Raw genomic sequence first — 7,632 nt, 5'->3', positions numbered from 1 at the left:
TTTTCGTATTTTGATCGGCAAATTACGAAACGAGCGCGCTACAGACGTGTCACAGGTCATAAAAAGGCGCGCCCCTTGCGTGTCACCGTGACGCAGCATCCCGGCCGTGTCACATAGCTACAACCCCTGCAGCGTGCCCTCAATGAGGACGGTCTATGTCGTAGACATGTGCCCGTAATGTGTGTCTGTGTCTCTCCCTTAAAAGGTTTGGGTCGAAATGCCGCAAAATTACGAAACATCCCCGAAATGTGACGTGTCTGTGCAGGTCACAGCGTTATCGCGTGTTTCGTAATTTGGTTTTCCGATTTTCGTAGTTCTACGAAACCGCAGGTAGAGCGTTTCGTAATTTTTTCGTATTTTGATCGGCAAATTACGAAACGAGGTCAAAACTACGAAACGAGCACACTATAGACGTGTCACAGGTCACAAAAAGGCGCGCCCCTTGCGTGTCACCATGCCGCCACACAACAGCTGCCCCACCACAACACCCCAGCCGTGCCACGTGGCGTGTAGAAACGTGCTCGGTTCGATTCGTAAAGATTAGGTCGCAGGCTATTGTGCGCGACGCATAAGTTCCGTACGATGGCCCCCAGACCGTATGTGGCGTTTTAATTCGTTTTTGGTTTAGCCAGCCGCATACGGGGGATAACCCCGAGGATAATTCATAAAGAGACAGCCTCTCGACCGTGATAGGCGCGGTTCCTCCGACGAGATAGACCGGTCGGCAACGGCATTGCCAACCACAAAAGCGGTCAGGTAGGGAGTAAGCGCTCCCGTAAAGCGATGGGACGGCAGACCACCGTTCTAGCGAGTTGAGCACGGCACTCCAAGCCGCCTGAATAGCAAGCCGGTAAAGCACCCCGCTCCGGGACAGATCAATCTGCCCAGGAGCGTTTTTCTATGTCCGAAAAGGACACGACTACCGCCGTCGCGCCACGCTTTTACACGCTGCAGGAACTCGCCGATCTCGGCGTCGGCTCCGAGTCCACGTTGCGAAAAGCTATTAAAGAGGGCCGTCTTTCATTCCACCGTTTCGGCACCGCCTATCGGATTCGCCAAGACGATCTCGACGCCTACCTCGCGGCCGCACGCCGCCCTGCCCCGCAGCTATTCGACGGCTTCGTCGATGCCGTCGTGAATGCAGCGCCCCAACTGACAGATGAGCAGCGCCAGCAGCTCGTCACGGTGCTGGGCGGTGTGAAGCACTAATGCGGACAAACCCGCCTACGACGAGATCCCGCCGCTTAGCTCAGCTAGTCAGGCTGGGTCTTGAACTGAGTGCGAGGGCTGATGGGTGATGGCCGTGCTACTACACACGCGCGCTCCACCGTCGTGCCCCGAGTCCAAATAAACAGTTCATTCAACCAAGGAGAACAAACCATGTCTTTCAGAGACGATTACGCAGCAGCGCTGCGCGATGAGCAGCAAGCAAAAGATACCGTGAACGAGGCGCGCCGTGCACACAAAGCGACAAAGGAGCGCCTTGCGCAGTTGCGCAAGTATGCCGAAGAGTTCGAGGTGAATCTCGACGGTGACAAGTCCGCCAGCACCGAAGGGGACAGCGATACACCTGAGAACGGTGACGGCGACACGCCTGAGAGCACCGAGGGCAGTAAGCCGAAGCGGCATCTAGAAGTTGTACCCGACTAACCCTTTAGCCGTACACGCAATCACCTCATGTGTGTACGGCCACGCGGCGTGACGACGTACAGCCGTCACGTTTGATGTCGCCACACACCCCGCTCGCAAGGGCGGGGTTTTCGCGTGTGTGCGGGTGGCTGCGGCACCGCTACACGTGACACTGTCACGATGCTTGCGCCGGTATCGGCGACGGGGCATATACACGTCTGCCCCGTCGCCTGGATCATCCGCCACATGGCTGGCGGTATGTCGCGCTGCTGTTATGCGCGGTTCTGGCCGGCATAGTCTTGTGTGGACTTGAAATATGCCGAAGACGGGGCCGTGGGTGCAGCAAAGACAGCAGCGTGGACAGAGCAGATTTCAGCAGCTGTGCTGCTGAAGATGCAACCGCGACGGCAGATGGTATGCGGCGCATGCCGCATAATGCCGCGTCGTGAGATACGCCAATATCCATCTCGGCAGGCTTGCCGTGATGGAGCGTTTCGTGATGACCCAAACACGACACATCGATGCTGGCATATCCGAATGTATATCAACGGGATATATCGGATTGCCGGCAGTGTCGTGATGCAGAGCATGGGTCATCACACAAGGTGCAGCGCCAGCTGCACTATTGGGCATCTTGACCGGAGCGCAAGCGGAGGGCAAGACAGCACCAGCCAGACCGAGCGAGCGAGGTCTGAGACTGGGGCTGTAGGGGGCGGCGCGCCAGCGCCGGGCACCGGGTTATGCGAGCGCCAGCGAGCAGTAATACCCGGTGCAGTGCCTCGGCTATGCCGAGCGCCGGAGCGCAGCGGAGGCGTCGCACCCCCTTATGCCCTTTTCCCCCTTCTACCCCTATAACGACAAACATATAGGGGTTTTGACACAGAAGGGGGCTGCGACCTGCGTGTTTCGGGTCTTAATGCGGTCTTCGACCCTTACCCGAAACGGCCCGTTGATGCGCGAAGCGCACATGGTGCCTACGCAAAACCTGCAGGTCGCCACGCTGTGCGCACCACATACGGCGTCAGTCGTTGTATGTCGGTCTTAAAGTAAGGGCCGATGACGGGTGGAAACGCCGCTTGCGGCGTCTTCCCGCGTCATCGCGCACGCCGTGTGCAACGTGAGCTTGCGAACGTGCCACGGCGTCGAACTGAACGGCAAGACCGACATCGCCTACGTGGTGCGCACAGCCACACCCTGCACCGTGACACCGCCGTTAGGCGGTTATTGCAGGGTGGTGAAAATCCCGCAGCGAGCCATCCGCCGCCAGGCGGTGTTGATGCTGCTGCGGGGGTAACGACACGGGCTGAGTAACACACTCCATATCGGCCCGTGCCATAAGCACAGTATCGGTGCAGACGCATCACGCTCGCGGCGGAGATATGCGCGCAAGCGCATGTAATGAGCACCGCCAGCGACGTGTGTTTCGCAGCGCGTCGCGCTGCAGCAGATCCAGCGGCAGCTGTTGATGCAAATGTGTAGCGCCGCGACTCGATTGGTTCATCTTTGTGGCAGCGGCTGTACGGCCCTGTGGCGGCCGTAGACGCCTCGGATGGACGGAGTGCGCGTGCAGAAGAACAGTTTCAAGACGTCGCTGTTCGTCGTGTATCTGCCGAAGTCGATGTGCAAGGAGATCCCCGACTACTACACCAGTGAGGTGGACGGGCGCGAAGTGAAACGTCCGCGCTATGTCGCCCGCGACTACGAGGAAGCAAAGCAGTACCTCGAAGAGTCAATGCGCTGGCTTGCAGAAAACTTCATCCCCGGCGGTATCGACGCAGTCGCTGGCGGTGATATGAACTTTGACGAATCAACGCCACACATCCAGTTCCAGGCGGATACGTTCTCACCGAAGCCCGAAGATCCCGACAAGCTCCGTTGCCGCCCCGGCATCGCGTACAACACTGACACCTCAGTGCGGTACACATCCGGCCCGAAGAAGGGCAAGCAGATCTCGGGTAACCAGAAGTTCATCGACGCGCAACGGGGCCTGCGCGAACACATGCACTCGCTCGGCTATCCGGTGGAACTAGAAGTCTCCGAACGTCATGACGAGTCACTCAACCTCGACCGCTACACCGAGCAACAAGACCGGGAGCGCGATCTCGCCAAGCGCGAGGATGATGTGGAAGTCAAGAAGCGATCCGTGCAGCGCGACATGGACGCAATTGATCGTGACCGCGAGCAGGCTGCTAAGGAACTTGAACAGGCGCAAGAAGCCCGCGAAGCAGCCCAGCGCGTACAGGAGAATGCTGAAGCACAGGCTCGCGAGGTTGCCGAGCGTGTGCTCAAGGAAGCACGCGAGAAGGCCGAGCAAGAAGCCGAAGAGATCCGCAGCGAAGCACGCAAGGATGCTGAGCAGGAGTTGGGCCTGGCCGAAGCGCAAGCAGACGAGCTGCTCGAACGAGCCGAAGAGACTGCGCGGGCCAAGGCGGGCGATATTACAGCCGCAGCTCGCAGCGAAGCAGAGACGATCACTCGCAAGACCGACGAGGCCCGTAAGCAGGCTGAGCGCGACGCCGAGACGATCCGCAGCAAAGCACGAGATGAGGCCACGAGCATCCGCGACGAGGCCACACGCGACGCTGCAGTAACGCGCAAGGATGCCCGCGATGAGGCTGATCAGATCCGCCGCAACGCGCACACGGACGCCGAAGATGAAGCCGCCATCATCATCGAAGAAGCGGTGAAGTCAGGACAACAGTTGGAGCACTTGGATAAGAAGTTCCTGGTGCAAGAACTGCATCGCAGCCCAGAGTTGCTTGAGCGTTACACGCTGTTCAGGCAGTCGCAGACCTCAGGCAAGAAGGGCGGGGCGCAGCAGCGTGCACGCGAGCGCATCGAGAAGCGCCGCCAGCAGCAACAGCAGCGTGATCGTGATGGCGGTATGGAGTTGTAGCACTGCTCTCCCCTGCCCTGTACGGCCTTCTGCGGGCCTAACAGGGGGCCGTCGGCGTCGTAGGTCATTGGCGGCGGGTAAACGGCTGATATTCAGCGAAAATCGAAGAAATCTCGGCTAGGCGGGGCCGGTGTCACTACGTTGCGCAGTGAATTGGCCTGTTGAGTGGCGGAGATAGTGCGCAGCACGTCGGTGTGTACGACGGGGCATGTGCTGCGCAGAAGAGATGTCCGTAGAAGGGCCGACAGAATGTCGTTGTCATTCTGTTGCGTAGTAAAGGTGTCAATAGGATGACAAACCACTTCACTGCCCAATTCACATGTCATTAAAGTGACAGGGCATTTGATTGCGCAGTAAACGTGTCGATGAAATGGGTGCCCAATACACAGTGCAACCTACGTGTTAATGAAATGTCACAGACACTACATAGTGCAGTGAGTTGCGCAGCAGAAACGCCAGTAAAAGCACCGCACCACTGCACCGTAAAACTGCACAAGTGATTCGCAGCAAATTGGCGTGTGAAATGGTTGAAAAAATAACCCCGCAGGTTTCCCTGCGGGGTTTCGTAGTTAGAACGGTACTTCTTCGCCCTCAGCGCCAGGCAGGGCGGCGGTCGCCGCCTCGCCTCCGCGACGGGCAGCGCGAGCAGCGGACTCCTTCTTGGAATCGATCAGCTGCACCGTGTCGATGCGCGCCACCAGCGGGTACTGCTTCACACCGTCCTTGTCGGTGTAGACGTCGGTCTTGAGCGAGTAGCTCACCGCAACGCGATCGCCGGAGCCGATGCAGCCGAACACACCGGGGTTCGCGGCGTCCTGGACGTAGCCGGTCAGCTCCACGATCTCGCTTTCCACCTTGCCGGTGGACTTGTTCTTGAAGGTGTTGCGCGCATAGACGCTGAGCTTCACCGTCGCGCCGCCGTTTGCGTGCTCGAACAGCTTGGGTGCGCGAGCTGCGTTGCCGACGATGGTGCCGTTGTTGAAGGGGTTGGACATGTTGGTTCTCCTTACGTGAGTGGGTGTGATTTGCCGTGCAATTTGGGTACTTAAGCAGCTGCTTTGCTGCTGCGGGGCGGTTGCGCTGTCGTTACAACACTGCCCAGGGCAGCGGTGTGCCTGCCGCCTCTAGGTCGCGCAGTTCTTGTGCTGCGCCCGGATCGGCGTCCTCGCCGTCGATGCCGTCGGCGAGCTGGTAGAGCAGTTCCAGGTCGGTGTGGGTGATGTCGCGCATCACGTGCCTCCTTGTTCGGATTGATGGTCAATCCGTCTGTTGGAGACAGCTCTGCTGTCTAAAGGTCACTCCCCTGCCTCGTTGCGGTGTCTGTCGTCGCAAGCCAAGGCCCCGCGAGAAAAAGAAACCCCGTTGCATTGCTACAACGGGGTGTGTGGTGCTACTCGGCAAACAAGATCGTGCGGGTCTTCTCAGCGCCCTCGCGGACAAGCTCGACCATCCGCTCGCCCTGGCCGATATCGGTCAGCTTCGCCACCAGCGACGGGAAGTTCTCGTCTGGCCCGATCTCGGTGGCTCGCTGCGCAGCCACGCCAGCTAGCCCCGGCTGGCCTGTGGCGTGAGCGAGCACGGCAACAGTGGCGGTGAGCTGCGAGCGCATGCCTGGCCAGCTGGTCGGGACAGCGCGCATAACCTTCTCTATGAACGCAAGGCCCGCCTGCGGGTCATCGAGCAGTGCGGCAAGCAGCGTGTCCCGCAAGCGCGGCGTGGTGAAGCATTTCAGCGCAGACCGAACAGCGCGAGCGCTCGGCTGGGTGATCCCTGCCGCCGCCTGCTCATACTCACGCTGCAGCACGTCTGCGAACATGGGCGGGATATACGCCAGCGCGTCTTCGATGATGTCGGCGTGCTCGGCAGCGTCGATGCCGTGGTCAGTGCTGTTCAACCGTGCCTCGATGTCGTCTTTGCTCGGCTCCGGCAGCTCGCCGGTGTGCTCTAGCATCTGCTGCAGCGCCGCTGATGCGGCGACCTCGCCGACAACACCGTGGCGCGGCTCGTCGATGAGCGGATGCTGGTACACAGACCACCAAGCAGCCCCAGTGACGATCTCGGGCACCTGCACCACCCCGAGCAGCGGCGGTAGCGGCGAGGCCCCGCTGGTGAGGTACGTGGCCGTCTCGTCGAAGACCGGCTGCGCAATGTCATCGCTGATCATGTACGCGATAACAGCGTCGAGTTCGAGGTGGTGGACCCACGCTGCGAACCGCTCGCGGCTCTCGGTGAGCTTCTCCACTGCTTCGTCCAGGTCGAACCGTGCGACCGGGCCGAGGCGGACGGTGTCGACGCCCTCGTCGTCGACGAAGAACGCGAGGATCAGCGAGTTGTTCGGGTAGAACCCGAGGATGCCGGGGAGGTTCGCGAGGATCTCGCCGTGGGATGCAAGCGTGTGAGAATGGGTGGACATGGCAGTGCTCCTTTGCACGAATACGGGGTGTATGTGGTCAATCCCGTATTCGGCCCGGCTCTGCCGGTCGCAGGCGTATCCCAGCAGTGCAGCACTCATGTGTGCCGAGCGTCGCTAGCGCAGCCTGATGCCTTCTCGCCGGGTGCGAGCGCTAGCGACGCAGCCTGTGCTTAAGCGTCGGCTTCGATGCGCTTGAGAGCGCGATAGATCGTCGGCCGCGAGACGTTAAAGGTGCGCGCTACAGCGCTGACGGACTTGCCGCCGTCGATAAGCTCCTTGGCCATCTGCGCCTGCTCAGCGCTGAGCTTCGGCTTGGGGCCGGCGACCCTGCCCTGTGCGCGGGCGTGCGCCACGCCCTCACGGGTGCGCTGGACAAGCAGGTCACGCTCCCACTCGGCAAGACTTGCCATGACGTTGATAACCACCTTGTCGGTGGGCTTCGACGTGTCCAGCGCTGGCTCCAACACCTTGACGTTGATGTCACGCTCGGCGAGGTCAGCGATGGTGTTCACGGTGTCCGCGAGGCTGCGGCCGAGCCTGTCCAAGCGCGTGACAACGAGCGTGTCGTCGGGGCGCATGTACGCCAGCGCGTCATCAAGACCAGGCCGTTGCCAGTTGGTGCCGGAGATGGTGTCTGAGTAGATGTGGTCCGGGTCGCAGCCAGAGCCTGAACGCTCAGATGACTTCGAGCCTG

The 7,632-nt window shown here is 60.3% G+C and carries 8 protein-coding genes; 4 read left to right on the top strand and 4 right to left on the bottom strand.

All coding sequences use genetic code 11. The features are described from left to right. The first annotated feature begins 900 nt into the window (after positions 1-900). The 4 genes from HMPREF3147_RS09490 (at position 901) to HMPREF3147_RS09480 (ending at position 4,525) form a co-directional block, all read left to right on the top strand. Entirely contained in the window at positions 901-1,209 is a 309-nt protein-coding gene (locus HMPREF3147_RS09490) for a helix-turn-helix domain-containing protein (RefSeq protein ID WP_024058948.1), read from the top strand. A gap of 171 nt (positions 1,210-1,380) precedes the next feature. Next, positions 1,381-1,650, top strand: coding sequence for a hypothetical protein (locus HMPREF3147_RS09485; RefSeq protein ID WP_049181627.1), 270 nt, complete (start codon positions 1,381-1,383; stop codon positions 1,648-1,650). Between the two features lie 1,042 nt (positions 1,651-2,692). Further along, complete coding sequence (locus HMPREF3147_RS12740) at positions 2,693-2,923, top strand: hypothetical protein (RefSeq protein WP_070431900.1); 231 nt, start codon at positions 2,693-2,695, stop codon at positions 2,921-2,923. A gap of 270 nt (positions 2,924-3,193) precedes the next feature. Further along, positions 3,194-4,525, top strand: a complete 1,332-nt coding sequence (locus HMPREF3147_RS09480; RefSeq protein ID WP_016456429.1) for a hypothetical protein — start codon at positions 3,194-3,196, stop codon at positions 4,523-4,525. A gap of 569 nt (positions 4,526-5,094) precedes the next feature. Here HMPREF3147_RS09480 and HMPREF3147_RS09475 read toward each other — a convergent pair. The 4 genes from HMPREF3147_RS09475 to HMPREF3147_RS09465 form a co-directional block, all read right to left on the bottom strand. After that, entirely contained in the window at positions 5,095-5,520 is a 426-nt protein-coding gene (locus HMPREF3147_RS09475; RefSeq protein WP_070446974.1) for a single-stranded DNA-binding protein, read from the bottom strand. A 91-nt stretch (positions 5,521-5,611) separates the two neighbouring features. Continuing rightward, positions 5,612-5,755 (bottom strand): hypothetical protein, encoded by a 144-nt coding sequence (locus HMPREF3147_RS12875; protein ID WP_016456431.1) that lies wholly within the window; start codon positions 5,753-5,755, stop codon positions 5,612-5,614. Positions 5,756-5,915: 160 nt separating this feature from the next. Then, a complete protein-coding gene (locus tag HMPREF3147_RS09470; RefSeq protein ID WP_246815759.1) occupies positions 5,916-6,956 on the bottom strand; it encodes a DUF4192 domain-containing protein in 1,041 nt (346 codons plus the stop codon). A 152-nt stretch (positions 6,957-7,108) separates the two neighbouring features. Next, on the bottom strand, positions 7,109-7,632 hold a 524-nt coding region (locus HMPREF3147_RS09465), incomplete at its 5' end, for a recombinase family protein (protein WP_141740733.1).

Source organism: Corynebacterium sp. HMSC05D03 (assembly GCF_001807205.1).
Taxonomy (GTDB): Bacteria; Actinomycetota; Actinomycetes; order Mycobacteriales; family Mycobacteriaceae; genus Corynebacterium; species Corynebacterium aurimucosum.
The sequence above is the reverse complement of the archived record's forward strand: the minus strand, read 5'-3'. Positions and strand labels throughout refer to the sequence as shown.

Excerpts from the sequence above, each read along its gene's own strand:
- HMPREF3147_RS09490 (WP_024058948.1), top strand. The coding sequence starts at position 901 with ATGTCCGAAAAGGACACGACTACCGCCGTCGCGCCACGCTTTTACACG.
- HMPREF3147_RS09485 (WP_049181627.1), top strand. The coding sequence starts at position 1,381 with ATGTCTTTCAGAGACGATTACGCAGCAGCGCTGCGCGATGAGCAGCAA.
- HMPREF3147_RS09475 (WP_070446974.1), bottom strand. The coding sequence starts at position 5,520 with ATGTCCAACCCCTTCAACAACGGCACCATCGTCGGCAACGCAGCTCGC.
- HMPREF3147_RS12875 (WP_016456431.1), bottom strand. The coding sequence starts at position 5,755 with ATGCGCGACATCACCCACACCGACCTGGAACTGCTCTACCAGCTCGCC.